The organism is Cytobacillus sp. NJ13, assembly GCA_030348385.1.
GTDB lineage: Bacteria > Bacillota > Bacilli > Bacillales > Cytobacillaceae > Cytobacillus.
On the sequence record JAUCFP010000006.1, the window covers coordinates 4,450,106 to 4,471,278 of the forward strand.

At 42.5% G+C, this 21,173-nt stretch carries 20 protein-coding genes, 1 riboswitch and 1 other annotated feature; of the genes, 13 read left to right on the forward strand and 7 right to left on the reverse strand.

Translation table 11 applies throughout. The features are described 5' to 3' along the window. Window positions 1-2: 2 nt before the first annotated feature. On the reverse strand, window positions 3-998 hold the full coding sequence (locus QUF73_21975) for an ABC transporter substrate-binding protein (protein MDM5228773.1): 996 nt from the start codon (window positions 996-998) through the stop codon (window positions 3-5). A gap of 166 nt (window positions 999-1,164) precedes the next feature. Between QUF73_21975 and QUF73_21980 the strand changes: the two genes are divergently transcribed. Then, window positions 1,165-1,953, forward strand: coding sequence for a prolyl oligopeptidase family serine peptidase (locus tag QUF73_21980; protein ID MDM5228774.1), 789 nt, complete (start codon window positions 1,165-1,167; stop codon window positions 1,951-1,953). A gap of 75 nt (window positions 1,954-2,028) precedes the next feature. Continuing rightward, window positions 2,029-2,271, forward strand: coding sequence for a DUF2584 domain-containing protein (locus tag QUF73_21985; GenBank protein ID MDM5228775.1), 243 nt, complete (start codon window positions 2,029-2,031; stop codon window positions 2,269-2,271). Window positions 2,272-2,565: 294 nt separating this feature from the next. Here the strand turns inward: QUF73_21985 and pckA are convergent, their stop codons facing one another. Continuing rightward, window positions 2,566-4,152: a phosphoenolpyruvate carboxykinase (ATP) gene (pckA, locus tag QUF73_21990; protein ID MDM5228776.1), complete on the reverse strand. Its 1,587-nt coding sequence runs from the start codon at window positions 4,150-4,152 to the stop codon at window positions 2,566-2,568. 218 nt (window positions 4,153-4,370) lie between these two features. On the opposite strand from pckA, the gene QUF73_21995 reads away from it, so the two are divergent. The 3 genes from QUF73_21995 (at window position 4,371) to asnB (ending at window position 8,835) form a co-directional block, all read left to right on the forward strand. Then, the gene (locus tag QUF73_21995; protein ID MDM5228777.1) at window positions 4,371-4,745 is read left to right on the forward strand and encodes a DUF393 domain-containing protein; all 375 of its coding nucleotides are present in this window, start codon (window positions 4,371-4,373) and stop codon (window positions 4,743-4,745) included. A 105-nt stretch (window positions 4,746-4,850) separates the two neighbouring features. After that, window positions 4,851-4,966: riboswitch (SAM riboswitch) on the forward strand. A 319-nt stretch (window positions 4,967-5,285) separates the two neighbouring features. Continuing rightward, window positions 5,286-6,482: a methionine adenosyltransferase gene (metK, locus tag QUF73_22000; GenBank protein ID MDM5228778.1), complete on the forward strand. Its 1,197-nt coding sequence runs from the start codon at window positions 5,286-5,288 to the stop codon at window positions 6,480-6,482. A 448-nt stretch (window positions 6,483-6,930) separates the two neighbouring features. Continuing rightward, window positions 6,931-8,835 carry an asparagine synthase (glutamine-hydrolyzing) gene (gene asnB / locus QUF73_22005; protein MDM5228779.1) on the forward strand — a complete coding sequence of 635 codons (1,905 nt, stop codon included), beginning with the start codon at window positions 6,931-6,933 and terminating at the stop codon, window positions 8,833-8,835. A 39-nt stretch (window positions 8,836-8,874) separates the two neighbouring features. On the opposite strand, the gene QUF73_22010 is transcribed toward asnB, so the two are convergent. Together QUF73_22010 and QUF73_22015 are read right to left on the reverse strand one after the other, a co-directional pair. Next, on the reverse strand, window positions 8,875-9,726 hold the full coding sequence (locus QUF73_22010; protein MDM5228780.1) for a C39 family peptidase: 852 nt from the start codon (window positions 9,724-9,726) through the stop codon (window positions 8,875-8,877). A gap of 81 nt (window positions 9,727-9,807) precedes the next feature. Then, complete coding sequence (locus QUF73_22015; GenBank protein ID MDM5228781.1) at window positions 9,808-10,329, reverse strand: gamma carbonic anhydrase family protein; 522 nt, start codon at window positions 10,327-10,329, stop codon at window positions 9,808-9,810. 176 nt (window positions 10,330-10,505) lie between these two features. Between QUF73_22015 and QUF73_22020 the strand changes: the two genes are divergently transcribed. Together QUF73_22020 and QUF73_22025 are read left to right on the forward strand one after the other, a co-directional pair. Next, window positions 10,506-11,309 carry an alpha/beta hydrolase gene (locus QUF73_22020; GenBank protein ID MDM5228782.1) on the forward strand — a complete coding sequence of 268 codons (804 nt, stop codon included), beginning with the start codon at window positions 10,506-10,508 and terminating at the stop codon, window positions 11,307-11,309. A gap of 85 nt (window positions 11,310-11,394) precedes the next feature. Continuing rightward, complete coding sequence (locus QUF73_22025; GenBank protein MDM5228783.1) at window positions 11,395-12,489, forward strand: tetraprenyl-beta-curcumene synthase family protein; 1,095 nt, start codon at window positions 11,395-11,397, stop codon at window positions 12,487-12,489. A gap of 27 nt (window positions 12,490-12,516) precedes the next feature. Here the strand turns inward: QUF73_22025 and QUF73_22030 are convergent, their stop codons facing one another. Beyond that, window positions 12,517-13,089 carry a class I SAM-dependent methyltransferase gene (locus tag QUF73_22030; protein ID MDM5228784.1) on the reverse strand — a complete coding sequence of 191 codons (573 nt, stop codon included), beginning with the start codon at window positions 13,087-13,089 and terminating at the stop codon, window positions 12,517-12,519. Next, complete coding sequence (locus tag QUF73_22035) at window positions 13,086-14,054, reverse strand: TIGR01212 family radical SAM protein (GenBank protein ID MDM5228785.1); 969 nt, start codon at window positions 14,052-14,054, stop codon at window positions 13,086-13,088. Before QUF73_22035 ends, QUF73_22030 begins: the two co-directional genes overlap by 4 nt. A gap of 203 nt (window positions 14,055-14,257) precedes the next feature. Here QUF73_22035 and QUF73_22040 point away from each other — a divergent pair, with 203 nt between their 5' ends. From QUF73_22040 to QUF73_22050, 3 genes are all read left to right on the forward strand, one after another. Beyond that, window positions 14,258-14,521, forward strand: a complete 264-nt coding sequence (locus tag QUF73_22040) for a YtzC family protein (protein MDM5228786.1) — start codon at window positions 14,258-14,260, stop codon at window positions 14,519-14,521. 14 nt (window positions 14,522-14,535) lie between these two features. After that, window positions 14,536-14,718, forward strand: a complete 183-nt coding sequence (locus QUF73_22045) for a glycogen biosynthesis protein GlgD (protein ID MDM5228787.1) — start codon at window positions 14,536-14,538, stop codon at window positions 14,716-14,718. A 412-nt stretch (window positions 14,719-15,130) separates the two neighbouring features. Beyond that, window positions 15,131-16,312: an MFS transporter gene (locus QUF73_22050; GenBank protein ID MDM5228788.1), complete on the forward strand. Its 1,182-nt coding sequence runs from the start codon at window positions 15,131-15,133 to the stop codon at window positions 16,310-16,312. 172 nt (window positions 16,313-16,484) lie between these two features. On the opposite strand, the gene QUF73_22055 is transcribed toward QUF73_22050, so the two are convergent. Continuing rightward, on the reverse strand, window positions 16,485-16,946 hold the full coding sequence (locus QUF73_22055; protein MDM5228789.1) for a hypothetical protein: 462 nt from the start codon (window positions 16,944-16,946) through the stop codon (window positions 16,485-16,487). A 32-nt stretch (window positions 16,947-16,978) separates the two neighbouring features. Between QUF73_22055 and QUF73_22060 the strand changes: the two genes are divergently transcribed. The 3 genes from QUF73_22060 (at window position 16,979) to QUF73_22070 (ending at window position 20,827) form a co-directional block, all read left to right on the forward strand. After that, window positions 16,979-18,340, forward strand: coding sequence for a sigma 54-interacting transcriptional regulator (locus tag QUF73_22060; GenBank protein ID MDM5228790.1), 1,362 nt, complete (start codon window positions 16,979-16,981; stop codon window positions 18,338-18,340). 328 nt (window positions 18,341-18,668) lie between these two features. Further along, on the forward strand, window positions 18,669-19,988 hold the full coding sequence (locus QUF73_22065) for a GntP family permease (protein MDM5228791.1): 1,320 nt from the start codon (window positions 18,669-18,671) through the stop codon (window positions 19,986-19,988). 62 nt (window positions 19,989-20,050) lie between these two features. Continuing rightward, window positions 20,051-20,827 carry a 3-hydroxybutyrate dehydrogenase gene (locus tag QUF73_22070; protein ID MDM5228792.1) on the forward strand — a complete coding sequence of 259 codons (777 nt, stop codon included), beginning with the start codon at window positions 20,051-20,053 and terminating at the stop codon, window positions 20,825-20,827. 110 nt (window positions 20,828-20,937) lie between these two features. Next, window positions 20,938-21,161, forward strand: a binding site (T-box leader). The last annotated feature ends 12 nt before the right edge of the window (window positions 21,162-21,173 follow it).

Below are 21,173 nucleotides of genomic sequence, written 5' to 3' on the forward strand. Positions count from 1 at the left end.
GTTTACTTCATTACGCCTTCAGCAATTTCTGTGTTGACAAGTGTGTCATGCTCTATGCGCTTAGGGAGCTCTCCTGCTTCGTCCATGATGTTCTGCAGGTTTTCCCATTCTTCAGTGTCCAGGATAGGATCTGCTGCAAATGACCCCTGGCTCTTATAGCGATCTACTACCATCTCAATGATATCAAGCTCGGTATTGTCGAAATATCCTTGAATGGCTTCTGCCGTTTCTTTCGCACTGTGTGTCTCAACCCATTGCTGTGCTTTATAAATAGCTCTTGTGAATTTTTCGACCGTTTCTTTATTTTCATCAATATAGCTTTGTTTTGTCATGAATGTGGTATATGGTATATGACCGGACTCTGTTCCGAAAGAAGCTACGATATAGCCTTTGCCTTCTTTTTCAAAAACACTGGCAGTCGGCTCGAACAGCTGAACAAACTCGCCTGTTCCTGAAGCGAAGGCCGGAGCGATATTGGCATAATCAATATTTTGAATCAAGTCCATATCTGCGTGAGGATCAATTCCATGCTTTTTCAAAACAAACTCACCGGCCATTTGCGGCATACCGCCTTTACGCTGGCCAAGGAATGTTTTGCCTTTCAGCATATCCCAGGAAAAATTGTCGATTTTATTGCGGGAAACTAAAAATGTTCCGTCTGTCTGGGTGAGCTGGGCAAAGTTAATGACTGGATCATTGGAGCCCTGAGCCGAAACGTAAATGGAAGTTTCAGAACCTACAAGAGCGACATCAGCACTATCCGACAGCAGAGCAGTCATCGTTTTATCTCCGCCGGCTGTTGTCGTAAGCTCTACTTTAAGCCCTTCTTCTTCAAAAAAACCTTTCTCAAGGGCTACATATTGCGGAGCATAGAAGATGGAGCGTGTCACTTCGGCAATACGGACAGTTTGCATTTCATCCTTTCCGCAGGCTGCCAAAGGAACAATAAGTATCGCTGTAAGCAAAAGAAGCATGCTTACTTTCATCCATTTTTTCATAAGCCATAAGACCTCCCTTATGCTAAAAAAGTCAGATTTAAAAGCCTAGGATATCGTATGAAAATCGAAAAAATGTGTGAATGCCCATGGAAACATTTTTAGGCGGAGGTCATATAGCTCATACTATTAGTCGTATTCAGTTCTACTTCAAGAGGGGGATGAGGACATGGAATTCCAAAATGGCCATATCATAAATAAACAGAGATTTCCTTCGCCAAATCCGGCAATCGAATTATCTGTTGTCACATATCATGCAAACGGTTTACATATAAAAGGCCTGCTGGCAGAGCCAAAGGGGGAGGAGCTATATGATGGATTCCTATATCTGAGAGGAGGCATAAAAAATGTCGGGAAAGTAAGGCCTTCACGGATTGTCCAGTTTGCCTGTGAAGGCTTTATTGTATTCGCGCCTTTTTACAGAGGCAACCAAGGGGGAGATGGAAACGAAGATTTTGCAGGGGAGGACAGACAGGACGCGTTTGCCGCTTTTACTCTTCTTCAGGAGCATGCCCGGGTAAAAAGAGTTCATATTTTTGGCTTTTCCCGCGGTGGCGTAATGGCATTGCTTACTGCAATCGAGTTTCCGGAAGCCGCGTCCATTGTAACATGGGGAGGGGTCAGTGACATGTTTCTCACTTATGTGGAACGCAAGGATCTTCGGAGAATGATGAAACGTGTAATAGGCGGAACCCCGACAAAGTTCCCGGAAAGGTATAAATATCGCACCCCGCTTTTTCGGCTGGAGCAGCTGCAGGCGCCTGTCCTAATCATCCATGGAGAACAGGATCATAATGTTTCGGTGGAGCATTCCTATCGCCTGGAAAAAAGGCTCAAGGCTCTAAAAAAAGAAGTAGGCAGCTGGTATTTCCCTGAATATACCCACTACTTTCCGCCAGCCGTGAACCGCAAGACGGTAGAGGATTTAAGCGTGTGGATGAAAGCAAAGGGCAGATAAAATTAAGGACTTTCAGAGCGCAATAAGGTGGGGTAAAATAGAGAAAAGGATATTAAGAATGAAGGAGAGATACCAATGGGTATGCCTTTAGAGCTGAACACAATGATAGTGACAAAGGGAAGGGAGATCAGACTTGATGAGAATTTCTTTTCACTTGTCAAAGACGGGTACAGATTATATCCGCTCGATATCCCGGTCGAGGTAAAAAGAACAATTGATGGTGACCTGAACGGTATGGGTGTTATCAGAAAAGTGGAATGGGAAAACAGCCAGACCCTCATTACTTACCAGCTTGTTTCCTTAAACTCAACAAACTAAAAGAGCGCCTGGACTAAGTCCGGCGTTTTTTCGTTCGAAAATTTTCTGAAAACTGCAAGTGAGAATAGTGCTTTTAAATTAAGGAAAGAGAAAGAGAGCCCGAAAGGAACTAATCAGTGGGGATAGTGCCGCTAAGCGAGGACAAGGCGCCACGAAGGGAACTAATCGGTGTGAACAGTGCCGATCGGCAAATATAAGTCCGCTTGTGGAAACATACTCATTCGAGATGGCTGAATTACAAAATAAAATATCAAAAAAGGAATTGCCGCTCATACGGCAATTCCTTTTTTGATATTATGCGATTGGTCCGCCTTTTTCTTCGATATCAGAAGAAACGCTTGTGAATTTCTTAAAGTTTTCACGGAATTTTGCAGCGAGTTCTTTTGCTTTTGCTTCATAAGCAGCCTGATCTGCCCATGTTTTGTTTGGCTGAAGAACTTCGTCAGGCACACCTGTAACGTGCTGCGGAATTTCCAATCCGAAAATTTCGTCCTTGACTGTTTCTACGTTGTTCAGTTCGCCTTCAAGTGCAGCTTCCACCATAGCACGAGTGTAAGCAAGTTTCATGCGTTCACCGACTCCGTACTCTCCACCAGTCCATCCTGTGTTTACCAGGAATACTTTTGCATTATGCTCATCGATCTTCTCGCCAAGCATTTCAGCATAACGGTTTGCAGGAAGCGGAAGGAAAGGTGAGCCAAAGCATGTTGAGAACGTTGCCTGCGGTGAAGTAATGCCGCGCTCAGTTCCTGCAAGCTTGGAAGTATAGCCGCTTAAGAAATGGTACATTGCCTGCTCTTTTGATAGTTTAGAGATTGGAGGCAATACGCCAAATGCGTCAGCTGTTAAAAATACGATTGTATTAGGATGCCCGGCAATGCTTGGGTCAACGATATTATCGATGGCCTGAAGCTGGTATGCCGCACGTGTATTTTCAGTTAAAGTGCTGTCATCGTAATCAGCAACCCGAGTTTCACTGTTTACCACCACATTTTCCAATACAGCTCCAAAGCGGATTGCATCAAAAATTTGCGGTTCTTTCTCACGGGATAAGTTAATGCATTTTGCGTAGCAGCCGCCTTCAATATTGAAGACACCATTTGCCGACCAGCCATGCTCGTCATCACCAATCAGCTTGCGGTTAGGGTCTGCAGATAAGGTTGTTTTTCCTGTTCCGGATAAGCCGAAGAATAAAGCAACATCACCTTCGCGACCAACGTTCGCGGAACAGTGCATCGGAAGAATCCCGTTTTCTGGAAGCATGTAGTTCATAACAGAGAAAATGGACTTTTTCATTTCGCCTGCATATTCAGTACCGCCGATTAAAACAGTGCGGCGCTCGAATGAAATGATGATAAATGTTTCGGACTTTGTGCCGTCAACTGCAGGGTCTGCTTTGAAATTAGGTGCAGAAATGACTGTGAACTCTGATTGATGATCCAATAGCTCGTCTTCTGCCGGACGAATAAATAACTGATGTGCGAAAAGATTGTGCCAGGCATATTCATTAATTACCTGGATTGGCATGCGGTGCTTTTTATCGGCACCTGCGAAGCCTTTGAAAACAAATACTTCTTCTTTTTCTTTTAAGTAGTTGATTACTTTATTATAAAGATTAGAGAATGCTTCTTCAGAGATAGGCTGGTTTACGCTGCCCCAGTCCATTTTATCTTTATTTGATGCTTCTTCAACAATGTATTTATCTTTAGGAGAACGTCCTGTATACTTGCCTGTAGTAGCGCGTACGGCACCAGTAGAGGTAAGGGACCCTTCATTGCGGTTTAATACTTTTTCCACAAGCTGAGGAACGGATAATTGCACTTGAATGTTGCTGCCATTTAGTAATTCGCTCAATTCGTTTGATATGCTTACAGAGTTCATCTGATGAATACCTTCCTTTTTCCCGATTTTTTTATGAAAGTGATTACATCTCGAAATTAGTATAACACATTAAAATGATTAGTCTATACTATTACGAAACTTTTTTGTTCATGTTATAAAAATGTCATAATTGGACAAGTAATCCACTTTAATAACCTTATAACTTGTATATGTTAATATAGAAGAAAGTGTTAATTTTAACATGGGACTGATCTAAAATGAAGACAATTGCTCTCTATGATGGAACTTGTTCCTTATGCAAGGAAACAAAGAAGATATTTAAAAAACTCGATTGGCTGAATAAAGTGGAATGGATTTCTCTGCAGGAGTATGAAAAAATCCCGAACTCGCTCTCGTTTTCCAAGATTGATTTGCGCAGAGAGCTTCATATTATTACACCATCGGGTGGTGTGAAAAAGGGGTATTCTGCAGTAAGGAGACTGCTGTTCCTCTTTCCTGCATCCTTTTTAATTGGCCTCCTTTTATATCTCCCATTGACGCCAATGCTGGGCGATCCGATCTATAAATGGATTGCTAAAAACAGGCATAAATTTCTAAAGAAAAAATGTGACGACGGAAGCTGTTCGCTGTAAGCATGGAGCATAATCTTAAATGCTTAAAACTTAAAGTGAAAAATAATGAAAATCTGTTGACATGATTCGATAAAATACGGTATGATTCAACCTTGAACGGATACTCTCTTATCCCGAGCTGGTGGAGGGACAGGCCCTATGAAACCCAGCAACCTGCTAAAGGCAATAATCAGCAAAGGTGCTAACCTGACGCAAGGACGTAATTCCTTGAACGATAAGAGTGAAAGGCGCGAATCGATTTGCTTTCAACCTTTTCACTAATGAGAAGGTTTTTTATTTTGCAATGAAATGAACGGCTTTTGGAATGTACTATTTATGTGAGTTTTTAGCAGATTGCAGAGATGCATAATGAAAAATGGATGCCTGGCTTTCTGCCCAGCGCTGTCTATTTTTCTAATAAAAACTCCATGTTTATTTCATACTACTAAGGGAATGAGTTCCGTATCAAACAGAGATCCATGAAATGACAGGGAAAAGTTATTTCCGCTTCCCCCATTTCTTAATTCTCGCTCAATTTTCTATTTATAAGGAGGAAGCCAGATGTCAACAAAGCGTCGTTTGTTTACTTCTGAATCAGTTACTGAAGGTCATCCGGATAAAATCTGTGACCAAATTTCTGATGCAATCTTAGATGCAATTTTAGCTAAAGATGCGAATGCCCGTGTTGCTGCAGAGACTTCTGTAACAACTGGACTTGTATTAGTTGCAGGTGAAATCACAACATCTACATACGTAGATATTCCAAAAATCGTTCGTGAAACGGTAAAAGAAATCGGTTATACCCGTGCTAAATATGGTTTCGATTCCGAAACTTGTGCAGTATTAACTTCCATTGATGAGCAGTCAGCAGATATTGCAATGGGTGTTGACCAGGCCCTTGAAGCACGCGAAGGACAAATGAGCGATCAGGAAATCGAAGCAATTGGTGCAGGAGACCAGGGTTTAATGTTCGGTTTTGCCTGCAACGAAACGAAAGAGCTTATGCCTCTTCCGATTTCTTTAGCACATAAACTTTCCCGCCGCCTGACTGAAGTTCGTAAAGAAGAAATCCTTCCTTACCTTCGTCCAGACGGAAAAACTCAGGTAACGGTTGAGTATGATGAAAATGACAAGCCTGTCCGCATTGACACAATTGTTATTTCTACTCAGCATCACCCTGAGATCAGCCTGGAGCAAATCCAGCGCAACCTGAAGGAACATGTTATTAACCCGGTTGTTCCCAAAGAACTAATCGATGAGAATACTAAGTACTTCATCAACCCAACAGGACGTTTCGTTATTGGCGGACCTCAAGGGGATGCAGGCCTGACCGGACGCAAAATCATTGTTGATACTTACGGCGGTTATGCCCGTCATGGCGGAGGCGCTTTCTCCGGTAAGGATCCTACAAAGGTTGACCGCTCTGCTGCTTATGCTGCTCGTTATGTAGCAAAGAACCTTGTAGCAGCCGGCTTAGCTGAAAAAGTTGAAGTTCAGCTTGCTTATGCGATCGGTGTGGCACAGCCTGTATCGATTTCTGTTGATACATTCGGAACAGGCAAAGTGGGCGAAGATGTACTGGTTGATCTAGTAAGAAAGCATTTTGATCTTCGTCCTGCAGGAATTATTAATATGCTTGGCCTTCGCCGCCCAATTTACAAGCAGACAGCTGCTTACGGACATTTCGGACGTACAGATGTTGATCTTCCTTGGGAGCGTACAGATAAGGCAGAAATTCTTCGTTCTGAAGCTGAATAGAAAAGCGGAAGCGCCTTGCTCGCTAAAGGATCGCAGACTAAGAACGCCACGTCCTGTGGCAACATCTGCATGACCCCCATCCTGGGGGCCTCCTCGAGGGGGGAGGCGCTCCTCCTAAAAGCTGTCGAAGCGTTCCTTGTGGAGCTAGACAATAATATAAAAAGCGGGAGTTGCATTCATAATGTAACTCCCGCTTTCTTTTTTGCGTCTTTATACATATAGGGCGTTAATTCACTTTTCGTTCTTTCTGCTCTTTAGTCGTTTATTTTTATATGTTATCGTATAAACTTCGGATAATGGCTTAATTTTCCGCGAAGATTTTTTTTATAATCCACGTGCTAATTATAAATGATTAGTGGTAGTATTATAGGGTATGTTTTCTAAGACAAAGGAGCCGTTAAGGCTATATCTAAATATTGAGAATAGAATGGAGTAGGTGACGTACATAATGTGTGGTTTTATTGGTTGTGTACATGAAAAAGCACAAAATTACCGTGACGCAGATAAAGAACAATTTCAAAATATGAATGATATCATTACCCATCGGGGTCCGGATGATTCAGGATACTATTTTGATGATCATATTCAATTCGGCTTCCGCCGTTTGAGCATCATCGATATTGAAAGCGGGCACCAGCCGCTGACTTACGAAAATAAACGTTATTGGATTATTTTTAACGGAGAAATCTACAACTATGTGGAACTTCGTGAAGAACTTCTCAAAGCTGGCTTAAGCTTTGAAACAAGCTCAGATACTGAAGTTATAATCGCCCTTTACAGCCATCTGAAAGAAAAGGCTGTTGAAAAATTGCGAGGAATGTTTGCGTTTGTCATTTGGGATAAACAGGAGCAGTCTTTATATGGAGCCAGAGATCCATTCGGGATAAAGCCTTTCTTTTATTATAATAAAGGAGACCGCACGTTCTTCGGCTCAGAGAAGAAAAGTATTCTTTTAGCGCTTCAGAATGATGTATTAAACTATGACTCTCTCCAGCATTATCTGACATATCAATTTGTGCCGGAGCCAGACACAATGTCAGAGGGAATCCATAAGCTTGAGCCAGGTCACTATTTCACGAAAAAAATTGGCGCTCCTATGGATATTAAGCGCTATTGGAAAGCTGCTTTCCATCCAGTGCAAAAATCAGAAGCTGATTTTACAAAGGAAATTCGAGATGTTTTGTTCGATTCAGTCAAAATGCATATGCGTGCCGATGTTCCGGTTGGTTCATTCCTTTCAGGCGGAATTGATTCTTCCATCATTGCTTCCATTGCGAAAGAGTTTCATCCTGCCATTAAAACTTTCTCTGTCGGCTTTGAACGCAACGGCTTCAGCGAGGTGGATGTAGCGAAAGAAACAGCAGAAAAGCTTGGTGTGGAAAACATCAGCTACATCATTACTCCTGAGGAATACATGAATGAGATTCCGAGAATCATGTGGCATATGGACGATCCGCTTGCTGACCCAGCTTGTGTGCCCCTTTATTTTGTGGCAAGAGAAGCACGCAAGCATGTAACGGTTGTACTTTCAGGTGAGGGAGCCGATGAGCTATTTGGCGGCTATAATATTTACCGTGAACCACAATCCCTGGAAGTCTTCAATAAAATTCCTGCTATCGGCAAAAAGCTTCTTCGCATGATTGCAAATATGATGCCAGAGGGAATGAAAGGGAAAAGCTTTATCGAACGCGGTGTAACGCCAATGGAACAGCGCTACATTGGAAACGCAAAAATGTTTACAGAGCAAGAGAAGCGCAGCCTGCTTCATGTATATAAAGACAGCTTAAATTATACGGATATCACTAAACCGCTATATGAAGAAAGCCGCGGATATGATCCGGTTGACCGCATGCAGTATATCGACATTCATACTTGGATGCGCGGAGACATTCTATTGAAAGCGGACAAAATGACGATGGCTCATTCTCTCGAGCTTCGTGTTCCGTTCCTTGATAAAGAAGTGTTTGAAGTGGCTTCCAAAATTCCGACCAGCCTGAAAACGGCAAATGGCACTACGAAGTATATTCTTCGCAAAGCTGCTGAAGGAGTCGTTCCAGATCATGTGCTGAACCGTAAGAAGCTTGGATTCCCTGTGCCAATCCGCCACTGGCTGAAAGACGAGATGAATGAGTGGGCTAAAAATATTATCCGTGAAAGCAATGTGGATCACTTAATCAATAAAGATTATGTGTTAGGGCTTCTTGAAGACCATTGCCAGGATAAAGCAGATAACAGCCGCAAAATCTGGACAGTTCTTATGTTCATGGTTTGGCATCAGGTATATGTGGAGAAAAAGTATTCTTTTGAGAAAGAGTATTTGTTAACTAAAGACTTGCAGCCGCTTAAAGGCTAAATTAAAAACGTCCATCAGGTGAAAACCTGGTGGACGTTCTTATTTTGGGAGATAGGTAATAGCCTGTTTGCCCATCTGCACCCATGCTTTTTCAAAATCGTTTATGGGTGCTTTTTTATTTTTCTCGCCTGTGAGCGGGTCATTGAAATACATGTATTCCTGATCATAGCCTGTGAGCAGGACTGAATGCTCTTTATAGGTAATCTGGATTTTTCCGCTTGGCGTATGCCAGGTCTGGAAAAAGTCATCAGAAAGCTGTTTATAGGCTGTGTTGATAATAACCCAGACAGGCCTGCTGTCTGACAAATGGATTTTTAATTCTTCAAAATCGGATCCGGTAAGGTCTTCAATGGAGCCAGGCATGTACTTTTCCGCAAGCTCTTTTACGGGTTTATGATAAACGCCGAGACCTGGATTATCAAAGGAATACATATCGCCTATGAACCCGTCATTCGGGTGCCCGAAATAGATTTTTCCGTTTTCAATGCGGTAAGGCTCAGGATTTTTCTTTATTTCTTTAGCGAGCGTCATTTTATCAGCCTGGATCCCTGCATGCTGAAGGAGCATGGCTAAGCTCGTCACTTCACATCCCCTGGGGAGCTCAGGAAACTGATTGACTGCGGGAGCATCTATAATTGTTTCTTCCTTGATCTTAATTACGGCAGTGTTGTGTCCAAGGAAAGAGCTGGCTTTCTCAGCAGGTTCAGACAGCCATGATTTAATTTGGTTTACGGCTGAAGCTGGCTGGCTACCTGAAAGGTTGTCATAAACAAATGCACCAGAAATCAGAATGAAGACAATTAAAAACATTGGTGCCGTTTTTAACATTGTTTTTCTGAATATCACTATTAAAAGTAAGAAAAGAACAATAGCCGCAATATAAATTTTCAATTTCTTCACCCGCCCATTGGTATTGCCTTATGTTTATTATCGGCTATTTTCCCATTCTATTAATAAAAGGGTGCAGGAGAGTTATTCAGGCTTTTTCTGCAAAGACTTATAATACTCCCCTTTTTCGGCGTATTCCCTGCTGATCCGTTCCATATCTTTGATATCATCTGGTGTCAGCTCGCGGATCACTTTTGCAGGCCTGCCGAATGCAAGAGTATTGGGAGGAATTTTCTTTCCTTGTGGAACAAGGCTCCCTGCGCCAATGAATGCTCCCTCTCCGATTTCAGCCTGATCTAATACAATCGAGCCCATCCCTATTAAAGCCTTTTTGCGGATAATGCAGCTATGAAGGATTACCTGATGGCCAACTGTCACTTCATCTTCCAATATCAGCGGGTTATTCGGGCTCTGATGCAGGACGGAATTGTCCTGAATATTGACTTTTTTGCCGATGATTGTTGGAGCTACATCTCCGCGTATAACGGAGTTGAACCAAACACTGGAATTCTCGCCAATTTCAACATCACCGGTAATGGTAGTAAAATCTGCAATAAATGCGGATTCTGCAATTTTAGGTTCTTTATCTTTATATGGATAGATCATGTGAAACACTCCTATATGCAGTTTGATTATTTTGATTTTATCATAAGAGGCATGATAAACGTTATTCTGGCAAAAAGAATTCCATTTTTACAAAGGTTGATTCATGAACAATTTTAGCATCTAGGCTATAATATATTTACATAAGACAGTACGTAAAAAGGCTGGGAGGATTGACTATGTGGAAATGGGAAACTGAAGGAGATGCAAAGGGCGTTATTGTCATGGTGCATGGGGCAATGGAGCATCACCGCCGCTATGGCTGGCTGATTGAAATGTGGCGCTTGGCTGGTTTCCATGTCATTATGGGAGATCTTCCTGGCCAGGGGATGACTTCAAGATCCAGAAGAGGCCATATTGATTCCTTTGATGAATATATACTTGAAGTTCAGGATTGGGTACAGGCTGCTTATGAATTTGAATTGCCTGTCTTTCTTTTAGGACACAGCATGGGCGGACTGATTGCCATTCGCCTGCTGCAGGAGGAAAGAATGAATCTCGCTGGAGTGATTTTGTCATCTCCATGTTTAGGTTTGGTTCAACAGCCTTCTAAATTTCTGAACTTTTTATCGCTTGGACTCAATTCTGTGATGCCAGGCCTGAAAATGGATGCCGGATTATCCGTGGACATGGCGACGAGGAATCAGGATGTCCTTGATGCTGATTTAAATGATTCACTGTATGTGACAAAAGTGTCGGTCAGATGGTACAGGGAACTTGTTTTTGCTATAAAGCTTGCCTTTGAGAATCTTGATAAAATCCAGGATTTGCCCCTCCTCGTATTGCAGGGCGGCGATGATAAGATCGTGAATAAAACAACTGTCAGAGAGTGGTTTAATCTTGCGCCATTCTCAGAGAAAAGGTTCAAAGAATGGCCTAAATGCTACCACGAAGTCTTTAATGAACCTGAACGTGAAGAAGTTTTTGAATACGCGAAGGATTTCGTGAACAGCCAATTAAAAGCGCTTGGTTATGTGGTTTAAGAACGGGGTTTTAATTATGGAGGGTGCAGGCTTAACATAAGAAACTGCTTACCTATCCCCTAAGCAAAAGGAGGTTTATCATGTCATGAGTGTACCTTCCATGCCAATTAGCTTAATGTCACATGTCTACAGGAAGGTTCTGCCAGCTGTCCATAAGGAACTTGCATACTGGAGAAGCAGGGCGGAAGCAATTCCTGATCAGGAGTTAAGAAAGCAGGCTCTTGCCAGCATTGAGCATAAAACCTTCCACTGTGAAGGCGGAGCTATTATGTCATTAATGGCCAAGGAAAAATATGAACAAGCGATTAAGTTTATCGTCGCATATCAGACAATCAGTGATTATTTGGACAATCTCTGCGACCGGAGCACCTCGCTTGATCCGCGGGACTTTGCGGCACTTCACGAGTCAATGGAGGATGCCCTCGATACGGATGCATCAGAAAAAAAATATTATCGGCTGAGAAATGAACAGGATGATGGAAACTATCTTGCAGATTTAGCTGCAGCATGCAGGGAAGTGCTGTCCAGTCTGGAGCATTACACACATATAAAAAGCCATCTGCTTGAATTATGCCGTTACTATTGTGATCTGCAAATACATAAGCATGTTGTGGTGGAAGAACGAGTTCCCCGTCTGCAGAACTGGTTTGACCAATATCGGTCTGATATACCTGAGATGGAATGGTATGAATTCTCTGCTTGCTCGGGTTCGACTTTGGGGATTTTTTGCCTTGTTTCCTACGCACTGAGAGATGATTTTGAAGCGGAGCATGCGGTAAATATACGAAATGGATATTTTCCCTACATCCAGGGTCTCCACATTCTTCTTGATTATCTGATTGATCAGGAAGAGGACAAAGCCGGTGGAGACTTGAATTTTTGCTTTTACTATGAGAACGAAGAAAAACTGTTTTCGAGATTGAAGCATTTTGTTGCCGAAGCAGATAAGCATACTGAAAAGCTGCCTCATAAACATTTCCATAAACTGATTAATCGCGGCTTGCTTGGGGTCTATCTATCCGATGAAAAGGTCCGGAAGCAGCGGAATGTCAGAAGATTAGCCAAAAGCATGATCAGAACAGGCGGAATGGTAAGCTATTTCTTTTATGTGAACGGAAGAGCTTACCGGACTTTGCAGAAGATGATGCCTGCTGGTTTTTCAGGAGCAATTGAAAAATAATAAAAAGCCTGCATTTTTCGCAGGCTTTTACCGTTTTTCAATTGCTACAATAAACGGCGGGTTATTTTTTTGATTTATAAACTGATACTGCAAAACATGAACGAGGCTTTGATCCAGCTGCTTTACATATCTGAGCAGATAATCACGCTCAACAGCTCCCTCAATATGGCCGTGATAAATCACCAAAAGAATAATCCCTTCCGGAGCCATCAGTTCCAAAAGCTGATCGATGGCAGAAATGGTTGTCTGCGGACGAGTGACAATATCTTTATCACCGCCAGGCAGGTAACCCAAATTAAAAATGGCTGCAGTTATTTTTCCATGATGGACAGGCGGCACATTCTCAAGAATGAATTCATGTCCTGAATGGAAAAGGGTAGTTCTGTCTGACAGATCATGATCAGCCAGGCGTGTTTTTGTATTCTGGACAGCTTCTTCCTGAATATCGAATCCGTAGACTCTTCCATTAGGCCCTACCAGATCCGCCAGAAATACTGCATCATGACCGTTGCCCAAAGTGGCATCAATAACGATATCCCCGTGTGATACTGCTTTCTCAAGCAGCTGTCTTGCGTAAGGTAAGATTCTTTCAAGCTTCATGACAATGCCTCCATTTGGCTTGGGTTGTAAAATTTTCCTTGCCAGCCGTTTCTGAGCTTTAATTCCGCATCAATCCTATTGAGCACTTCCCACTTATTCACACTCCACATTGGCCCGATCATCAAATCGATTGGCCCATCGCCTGTTATACGGTGGACAATCATTTCCGGAGGTAAAATCTCCAGCTGGTCACATACTAAGTTTACATACTCCTCAAGAGAAAGAAACTCAAGCATGCCTTTTTCAAATTGCTTAACCATTGGGGTTCCTTTTAATAAATGAAGGAGATGAATTTTAATGCCCTGCACATCCAGCTTCGCAACTTCCCGTGCGGTTTCCATCATCATTTCCGGTGTTTCAAGCGGAAGGCCATTAATGATGTGTGCACAGATGCGGATGCCATGTTTGCGGAGCTTGTTTACTCCCTCCGCATAGCATGGATAATCATGTGCGCGGTTAATTAAAAGGGCAGTCCGTTCATGTACAGTCTGTAAGCCCAGTTCTACCCAGAGATAGGTTCGCTGATTAAGCTCTGCCAGATATTCAACTACATCATCAGGCAGACAGTCAGGGCGGGTTGCAATAGACAGCCCGACAACACCGTCCTGCTCAAGCACCCTCTCATACATATCACGAAGCACTTCCACAGGGGCATGTGTATTCGTAAAGGCCTGAAAATAGGCCATGTATTTTCCGTCTTTCCATTTATGATGCATTTTTGTTTTTATTGCATTAAACTGTGTTTCCAAATCATCAGCGCGGTTCCCGGCAAAGTCTCCAGAACCGGCGGCACTGCAGAATGTACATCCTCCATGTGCGACCGTGCCATCACGGTTTGGGCAATCAAAACCGCCATCGAGTGCCACTTTAAAAACTTTATGGCCAAATTCATTACGCAAATGATAATTCCATGTATGGTACCGTTTATTATCGGATGCATATGGAAAAGGATTTACTTTATCCACAATTATCCCTCCTTTTTCAAAGAGTAATCTATAAGGTAAAAATGAATATGAAGGATTTCATAAAATTAATCTTATCATGACCCAAAATCTTATCCAAGGGGAATTGGCAGGAAATAGAGTGGAAAGGATTGAGGAAAAATGAACAAACTAATTAATGAAGCATGCAAGCTTCTAGACCCATTCGTTAAGGAGGGGAACAGATAATGGCAACCCGAGAATCGATGGATACACTCCTGCAGCAGTGTGAGGATGCAATCCGTTTTGCCCAGGAGCAGTTTGAATCAGGCAGAACGCAGGAGCATTACAATGATAACGAATACTCCAATGCACTTCAGTCTTTGGAAGCTGCTTATAACGATATAACCCAGATGGCGCACAGCGCCAACTCCCAGCAGCGGGAACAGCTTCACCGGATGAGGCTCCAGCTGCAGCAGCTCCAAAATCAGATGATAATACTTCCTCATTAAGGAGTGGTCCACAGATGGTAAAAAAGCGCTCAAAACAAAACAATCCGGAACAAAAGACCCGCAATGGCGCCAATAGCCAGGATGTTGAACTTGGCCGGGATTTTGATGCGGTAAAGCAGTCGAAAAAGAACTATGAGAAATCAGGCGGTCAGCCTGTAAAATCAAAATTTCACCCTGAGCCGGAACAATCATCATAAGAAATGCGGAAGCGCCTTGCTCACCCCCGACAAGCACAAGACGAACCTCCCGGAAAGGCGTTCTTTGCCTTTTTGGGAGGATTGGCTTGTGACCTAGAGGGGGTAGACGCTGGAGCTAGACAGCTATCTACATTAAAATTTAATTTTTTTATTAATATGGAAAGCCCCGATTTTTCAAAATCGGGGCTTTATTTTTTGTGCCGTTTAACGAACTATTCTTAATAGGTGCATTCCTTAAAAATCCACATTCAGCTCAAGTTTAAAAGAAGGAGTATTCTGTCTATTAAAATCGAATGAAAACCTCTTGCAAGGACAGGAAAAACCAACTAAAATTATTTTGGATTTCGAAATAGTGCCGGAGTGGTAATGTGCCGGCTAAACATAAAAAATATGAAAAAAGGGGCGTAATCTTATGCCGCGGAGCTTATGGCTTTTAATTATTGGGATGGCAGTAAATGTAACTGGATCTTCTTTTTTGTGGCCTCTTAATACAATCTACATCCATGACCACTTAGGCAAATCCTTATCGGTAGCCGGCCTGGTTCTGATGGTGAACGCAGCTGCGAGCGTAGCAGGAAATTTAATAGGGGGAAGCCTATATGATAAAATAGGCGGCTATCGTTCGATTCTTCTTGGAATTGTCATCACGGTAATGGCACTCCTCGGTTTGACCTTTTGGCATGGCTGGCCTGCATACGTGGTGTTCCTGACCTTTGTGGGATTCGGATCTGGAATTGTTTTTCCTTCAATGTTTGCGATGGCGGGATCTGTCTGGAAAGAAGGCGGCCGTAAAGCTTTCAATGCCATCTATGTAGCTCAGAATGCCGGTGTGGCCATTGGTGCTGCACTCGGCGGTCTTGTGGCATCGTACTCTTTTCAGTTAATTTTCCTGGCCAATACTGTTATGTATATCGTTTTTTTACTGATCGCTGTTTTTGGATACAGGGGAATAAATACTGTTATGGGTCAGCAGACCTCCATCCTTCAGGAAAATCGTAAGGTTAAAAATCATACCAAGCTTTACGCACTGCTCATATTATGCTCAGGTTATTTATTGTGCTGGGTCGGATATGTGCAATGGCAATCCACTATCGCTGCTTACACACAGGAATTGAATATTTCTTTAAAGCAATACAGCCTGCTGTGGACAATTAACGGAGCATTGATTGTATTGGGCCAGCCTTTTATCAGTGCTCTGGTAAAATGGTTCAAAACGCTAAAGGTGCAGATGATTGCCGGCATGGTCATATTTATAGGATCGTTTGCTGCTGCAGCCAGTGCAGAACAGTTCTCAGCTTTTATTACTGCCATGGTTATTCTGACGATTGGTGAAATGCTTATATGGCCAGCAGTTCCGACCATTGCCAACCAGCTTGCTCCAAAAGGGCGGGAAGGTTTTTACCAGGGAATCGTTAACAGCACTGCAACAGGCGGACGGATGATCGGGCCATTATTGGGGGGGATTCTGGTTGACCTTTACGGAATTTCCATGCTGTTTGCAGTATTAATGGTTCTATTTGTTTTTGCCATTCTGACAACTCTTGTTTATGACCGGAAATTGAAGGAGTCTAAAGAGTTGGCGCATGCATCATAGGTAAAGTGGAAGGCGCCCCCTCATAAAAAGCTGTCGCATTTAGTCGTGCGATGAGAATGCTGATGCAGCTTTCCTTGTGGAGCTGGACAGTTATCCAACTTCATAATTTATACATCCTTTTTAAGACAGAAACCTGCAGTTTTGAGCTGCAGGTTTTTTAATATTTTTGTTTTTAACCGGCGCCTTCGAAGTAATTTTCTTTTTGCTTAGCAGCAAATACAACTTCATTGAAGAAGCTTTTCAAAATCAGCCATCTCGCTGGATAAGAATTGATAAAGTCTTCGAGTACCTCTTCTGAATAAAGAAGCAGGACATCCAGATCTGCCTTTTTTTGTTTCAAATCATACAAAAGGGCATGCGGAATGGTGTAATAGTCATTTAGCTGCCATTGATTTAGCTTCACTGTAAAAATATTATGGTCCTCAATATAGGTTTCCAGCGCCTGTTTTTGCGCTTGAGCGCATTCCTGCTTTGATTTGTTACCAGATTGCCAGTGCGGATTAATCAGATAGATGCCTTTCAGCTCAAACACCTCCCATGTCTGCCGATTACTAGTGTTATGGACAGCAAAAGCAATAAGAATACCCATTGAAGTGAATTTGTTTTCAGAAAAATATGATAAAATAGTGATCATAATAGTAGATTTTCCTAAATGAGGGGATTCAAATGAAAAGTGCGTTATTCGATTTGCCTTTGAAAATTGTTGAAACCATTGTTGAGAACGCCTTTGGATGGCTTGTGGTTGTAAATAAAGAAGGAACAATTATTTACATCAATAAAAATTATTGCGATTTTCTTGAAGTGGAGAGGGAACAGGTTCTTGGAAGGCATGTTTCCGGGGTTATTGAAAATTCCCGAATGCATATCGTGGCAGAAACAGGCAAGGAAGAAATTGCAGATCTGCAATATATAAGAGGCAATTATATGATAGCAAACCGCATTCCGATTTTATCTGATGGCGAAGTAATTGGCGCTTTCGGGACAGTCTTTTTTAGGGATACAAAGGAATGGATGCAGATGAACAGCCATGTAAAGAGCATGCTGACAAAAATCCAGAGCTACATTCAGGAAATTGACCGCAGCGTAAAATATAGCCTCGATGATATATTAGGGAAATCGAGCCAGATTCAAAGCCTTAAGGAAAAAGTAAAAATGGTTGCAGCTAGTGATATTTCCGTCTTAATCCGCGGGGAAAGCGGAACCGGCAAAGAACTTTTTGCCCACAGCATTCATCAGCTCAGCAACAGGAGCCATCAGCCGTTTGTCAAAATAAATTGCGGCGCCATTCCTGAACAACTTCTTGAATCTGAACTTTTTGGCTATGAGGAAGGAGCATTTACAGGAGCGAAAAAGGGCGGCAAAAAAGGAAAGTTTCAGCTTGCTGATGGTGGGACATTATTTTTGGATGAGATTGGCGATATGCCGCTCAATATGCAGGTGAAATTATTGCGTGCCCTGCAGGAAGGCGAGATTGAAAGCGTTGGTTCCACTTCAACGGTTAAAGTGGATGTCCGGATTATTGCTGCAACCAACAGGCCGCTCGAAAAAATGATGGAAGAAAAACGCTTTAGGGAGGATTTATTTTATCGGATTAATGTGGTGCCGTTCATGGTTCCTCCTTTGCGCGACAGGATGGAGGATTTATCTTTTTTAATCGACAGTTTTATAAATAAAATAACGAAAAAATCAGGAAAGAGAATAAGCTCGATTAGCGATGAGGTTATAGAAAAATTTCACCAATATAGCTGGCCCGGCAATATTAGAGAGCTTGAAAATGTCATAGAGGCATCCATTCATTTAACAAGCAGTGAAATGATTACCATAGAATCATTGCCGGATTATATGAAAGAATCTGCCGTTTATCCAGTCGGGAAAAAGAATTTGAAGGATATTTTGGAGGAAACAGAAAAACGAATCCTGACACAAAGCTTAAGCAAATATAACAATGACCGCATAGAAGCGGCGAAGGCTCTGGGCATCAGTAAATCTTCTATGTATGAAAAACTAAAGAAATATGGAATTGTATAATTTTAGCTAGTCCAGAAATCCGGAATACGTTCCGGATTTCTGGACTGTTTTCATTCTAGTAATTGTATGCGCCCATAATCCTATCCCGGACGGAATTATCAGAAAATTAGTCTATCAGATAAGAAGACTTGCTCCCCTGCTCATTCCAGGATTCTGGAAAAATAATTCATAATTTGTTCATGAATCCAATCTTATAAAGGCATTTCATGTTGGCACGCTTCTTGCATTTTAATTTCTAAGTAAGTTATTTTTTTCTTTTTTTGCAAACGGTTTCAATAAAGGAGGGAGCCATTAGTTATTTTCATGTTAAATCAAAGGGGGAAATGAAATGCTAAGTATGATTGGATTAATAGGCGGGCTTGCCCTGCTGATTTTCTTTACCATGCGGGGAATGAACCTGCTGGTAGCTGGGCCGTTGTCCGCACTGTTTGTAGCTGTTTTAAGCGGTATGCCGCTGTTTCCGCAGCTGGTTGGTGAAGGAGAAGCCAATTTGGTAGGCAACTACATGTCCGGTTTTTCAGGATTTGTTACGTCGTGGTACCTAATGTTCCTATTGGGAGCTATTTTTGGAAAGGTTATGGAAGATAGCGGAGCGGCCGACAGTGTATCTAAAATGGTAGTAGATAAACTTGGAATGAAGTATGCTGTTCTTGCCATTGTCGCTTCATGTGCCATTTTAACTTATGGAGGAGTAAGTTTATTCGTTGTTGCCTTTTCAGTCTATCCTATGGCATTGAGTTTATTTAAGCAGGCTAATCTTCCAAGAAGATTTATCCCTGCAGCACTTGCTTTTGGATCCGTAACTTTTACGATGACTTCTGCGGGTTCACCTGAAATTCAAAACTGGATTCCGGTTGAATTTCTGGGAACTACTCCATATGCCGGATGGGAAGTCAGCATAATCGTAGCAGTATTTATGATGATCTTTGGCTATTGGTGGCTGAAGCGTATGATTACAAAAGCTGTAAATAATGGAGAAGTTTTTGAATCACGCGAGCAGGATCCTGCTACTGAAAACAAAGATTTACCGCATCCATTAATGGGAGTGGTGCCGTTAATCGTCGTGCTGATCATCTCCTTTTTATTCCATGATTCACTTAAACAATCTGCACTTATACTTGCTTTATTAGGTGGAGTCATTTCTACTTATTTACTAAACCGTAAGTATTTTACAAACTTCTGGGATGCCGTTTCCGATGGAACTCTAGGTGCATTGATAGCCATTGGCAACACAGCGGCTGTTGTAGGGTTTGGCGGGGTAGCCAAAGCAGTGCCTGCATTTGAAACTGCTGTAGGGTGGATGACAAATATCCCAGGAAGTCCGCTTATAGGCGGTGCGATTGCTGTTAGTGTGATTGCAGGTATGACAGGCTCCTCCTCTGGTGGCCAGGCAATTGCATTGCCAATTCTAGCCCCGCACTATATGGATATGGGGGTAAATGCAGAAGCCCTTCACAGAACAGTAGCCATTTCATCAGGTGCACTGGACTCTCTGCCTCATAATGGTTATGTTGTTACAACTGTCAGGGCAATTTGCGGTGAAACGCATCAGGATGCATATGGCGCAGTGGGAGCACTTACTGTTATAGTGCCTGCCCTTGGGACAGCGCTTGCTATTATCTTGTTCTCACTCGGATTAGGAATCTAAATTCCTGCGGCAGGGGCTCTTTTAAGGTGAGCCCCGGCTTTGTTTTTGAAAGGAGCTTATTCATGGTACAAAATAAAGTAGTGTTTATTACTGGTGCAGCCCAGGGAATTGGTTATGAAATTGGCAAGAGGTTCGCTGAACACGGCTCGAAAATTGTTCTGACGGATATTCAGGAAGATGCTGTGAAAAAAGCTGCTGAAAAGCTGAAGCATGAAGGATTTGAAGCAATTGGGCTTAAATGTGATGTGACTTCCGAGTCTGATATACAAGCAGCCATCAATGAAACAGTCAGCCAATTCGGTTCCTTGGATGTGCTGATAAATAATGCGGGGCTGCAGCATGTTTCTTTTATTGAAGACTTCCCTACTGAGAAATTTGAATTTCTGATCAAAGTGATGCTGACTGCCCCATTCATGGCCATCAAGCACGTGATGCCAATCATGAAAAAACAAAAATCCGGCAGAATACTTAATATGGCGTCCATTAATGGACTTGTAGGATTTGCAGGTAAGGCAGCATATAACAGTGCTAAGCATGGCGTTATAGGCCTTACTAAAGTAGCAGCATTGGAGGCTGCTGAGGATGGAATCACGGTGAATGCGATTTGTCCGGGATATGTGGATACACCACTTGTTAGGAACCAGCTGATCGACCTTGCTAAAACAAGAAATGTACCACTTGAAAAGGCGCTGGAAGAAGTCATCTATCCTTTAGTGCCGCAGAAGAGGCTTCTGACGGTGGAAGAGATTGCAGATTATGCGATTTTTTTGGCTGGTGAAGGAGCTAAAGGAATTACAGGCCAGGCGGCAGTTATTGATGGAGGTTATACTGTTCAGTAAATACAGGCACATTTGCGAAAAGCATTGCATATTCTAGCTATTAAATTCCTGTCAGAATAAGCCTCTTGCATCCTGGCGGGAAATTTATTACAATAGTCATATTCCTATACTAAAATGCTTAGATAAGGAGCAGTAGTGGTGCAGCAGCCCGTTTTAGAGAGTTGACGGAAGGTGCAAGTCAGCCGGGCACATCATGAACTCGCCTTTGAGCAGCAAGTGTGAAGTGCCAGTAATGCTTGCCGTTTTCCGCGTTAAGGATGAATGAAGCGAGTGACATGTTCACTAATGTGGGTGGTACCGCGGGAGATTTATACATAATCCTCTCGTCCCTTTTTTGGGATGAGAG

Coding starts and splice junctions, on each gene's coding strand:
- QUF73_21975 (MDM5228773.1), bottom strand. CDS start 998: ATGAAAAAATGGATGAAAGTAAGCATGCTTCTTTTGCTTACAGCGATA.
- QUF73_21980 (MDM5228774.1), top strand. CDS start 1,165: ATGGAATTCCAAAATGGCCATATCATAAATAAACAGAGATTTCCTTCG.
- QUF73_21985 (MDM5228775.1), top strand. CDS start 2,029: ATGGGTATGCCTTTAGAGCTGAACACAATGATAGTGACAAAGGGAAGG.
- pckA (MDM5228776.1), bottom strand. CDS start 4,152: ATGAACTCTGTAAGCATATCAAACGAATTGAGCGAATTACTAAATGGC.
- QUF73_21995 (MDM5228777.1), top strand. CDS start 4,371: ATGAAGACAATTGCTCTCTATGATGGAACTTGTTCCTTATGCAAGGAA.
- metK (MDM5228778.1), top strand. CDS start 5,286: ATGTCAACAAAGCGTCGTTTGTTTACTTCTGAATCAGTTACTGAAGGT.
- asnB (MDM5228779.1), top strand. CDS start 6,931: ATGTGTGGTTTTATTGGTTGTGTACATGAAAAAGCACAAAATTACCGT.
- QUF73_22015 (MDM5228781.1), bottom strand. CDS start 10,329: ATGATCTATCCATATAAAGATAAAGAACCTAAAATTGCAGAATCCGCA.
- QUF73_22020 (MDM5228782.1), top strand. CDS start 10,506: ATGTGGAAATGGGAAACTGAAGGAGATGCAAAGGGCGTTATTGTCATG.
- QUF73_22025 (MDM5228783.1), top strand. CDS start 11,395: ATGAGTGTACCTTCCATGCCAATTAGCTTAATGTCACATGTCTACAGG.
- QUF73_22030 (MDM5228784.1), bottom strand. CDS start 13,089: ATGAAGCTTGAAAGAATCTTACCTTACGCAAGACAGCTGCTTGAGAAA.
- QUF73_22040 (MDM5228786.1), top strand. CDS start 14,258: ATGGCAACCCGAGAATCGATGGATACACTCCTGCAGCAGTGTGAGGAT.
- QUF73_22045 (MDM5228787.1), top strand. CDS start 14,536: ATGGTAAAAAAGCGCTCAAAACAAAACAATCCGGAACAAAAGACCCGC.
- QUF73_22050 (MDM5228788.1), top strand. CDS start 15,131: ATGCCGCGGAGCTTATGGCTTTTAATTATTGGGATGGCAGTAAATGTA.
- QUF73_22055 (MDM5228789.1), bottom strand. CDS start 16,946: ATGATCACTATTTTATCATATTTTTCTGAAAACAAATTCACTTCAATG.
- QUF73_22060 (MDM5228790.1), top strand. CDS start 16,979: ATGAAAAGTGCGTTATTCGATTTGCCTTTGAAAATTGTTGAAACCATT.
- QUF73_22065 (MDM5228791.1), top strand. CDS start 18,669: ATGCTAAGTATGATTGGATTAATAGGCGGGCTTGCCCTGCTGATTTTC.
- QUF73_22070 (MDM5228792.1), top strand. CDS start 20,051: ATGGTACAAAATAAAGTAGTGTTTATTACTGGTGCAGCCCAGGGAATT.